Source organism: Sphingomonas sp. 66-10, from assembly GCF_001897045.1.
Lineage (GTDB): Bacteria > Pseudomonadota > Alphaproteobacteria > Sphingomonadales > Sphingomonadaceae > Sphingomonas > Sphingomonas lycopersici.
The window spans coordinates 293,854-295,122 of sequence record NZ_MKRR01000133.1; the positions used below are offsets into that span (position 1 = coordinate 293,854).

A 1,269-nucleotide genomic window follows, 5' to 3' on the forward strand; every position below is an offset into this window, starting at 1 on the left:
CCATAGCGGCCGATCATCATCAGCAGCCGGAATTCGTTGATGCTGATGCGATATTGCCGCTCCAGATTGGCCGAGAAGGGCGCCATCAGCTTGTTCGACAGCTTGAGGATACGGTGCAGCGTATCGGCCGAGTCGATGCCATATTGCGCGAGCGTGGGCGCGGGACGATCGCGCGGGGCGGTAGGATCAGCCATAAGCACACTCTAACGCATGTGACGACGCGGGCGTCAACCACTCCTGGCGGCTCCAAAGCATCTTGGCGCGAATTATAACGAGTGTTATCGTTCGGCGGAGATTAGGAGAGCCAGATGGGCGCGTTCCCGACGACGATTCACTTCACCGGACTCAACACCCCCGTCCGCACCGAATGCGCGATCCGCGATCTGGAGGTGATCGGCACGATCCCGCCCGAAATATCCGGCGCATTCTTCCGCGCGGTGCCCGATCCCGCGCATCCGCCGATGTTCGCGGACGATATCGTGCTGTCGGGCGACGGGATGATCTCGCGCTTCCTGATCGCCGACGGGTATGTCGATTACGACATCCGCTACGTCCGCACCGAGCGCTATATGCTGGAGCGGGAGGCGAGGCGCGCATTGTTCGGCCGGTATCGCAACCCTTTCACCGACGATCCCGCGGTCGCCGGGCGCGACCGCACCGTCGCCAATACGACCCCGGTGTGGCACGCCGGGCGGCTGTTCATGACCAAGGAAGACGGGCTCGCCTATGAGATCGATCCGGTCTCGCTGGAGACGATCGGCCGCTGGGATTATTATGGCGCGCTGCGTTCCGAAACCTTCACCGCGCATCCGCGGGTCGATCCGGCGACGGGGGAGATGTTCTTCTTCGGCTATGAAGCGGGCGGGCTCTGTTCGCGCGACATCGCTTATTGCATCGCCGATCGCGACGGAAAGCTCGTCTCCGAACAATGGTTCGAGGCACCCTATTGCGCCAGCGTGCACGATTTCGCGATCACCGAGACGCGCGCGGTCTTCCCGATCTTCCCCACCACCGCCGATCTCGATCGGCTCAAGGCGGGTGGGCCGCACTGGGCGCATCAGCAGGAGCTGGAAAGCTGGATCGGGATCATGCCGCGTTACGGCAAGACCGATGAGATGCGCTGGTTCCGCGGGCCGAAGGGGGTTTCCGCCTTCCACCTCGTCAACGCGTTCGACGAAGGCGATCTGGTCCATCTCGATCTGTGCCTCACCGATACCAATGCCTTCGCCTTCATGCGCGAGGCGGGCGGCATCCACCGTATGCCGTGGG

Annotated in this window: 1 protein-coding gene and 1 pseudogene; one reads left to right on the forward strand and one right to left on the reverse strand. The window is 63.0% G+C overall.

Features of this window, described 5'->3' with window-relative positions:
* Positions 1-194 (reverse strand): annotated as a pseudogene (locus tag BGN95_RS15340) (MarR family winged helix-turn-helix transcriptional regulator); the annotation flags it as partial.
* Between the two features lie 114 nt (positions 195-308).
* Between BGN95_RS15340 and BGN95_RS15345 the strand changes: the two are divergent.
* On the forward strand, positions 309-1,269 hold a 961-nt coding region (locus BGN95_RS15345; RefSeq protein ID WP_286773195.1), incomplete at its 3' end, for a carotenoid oxygenase family protein.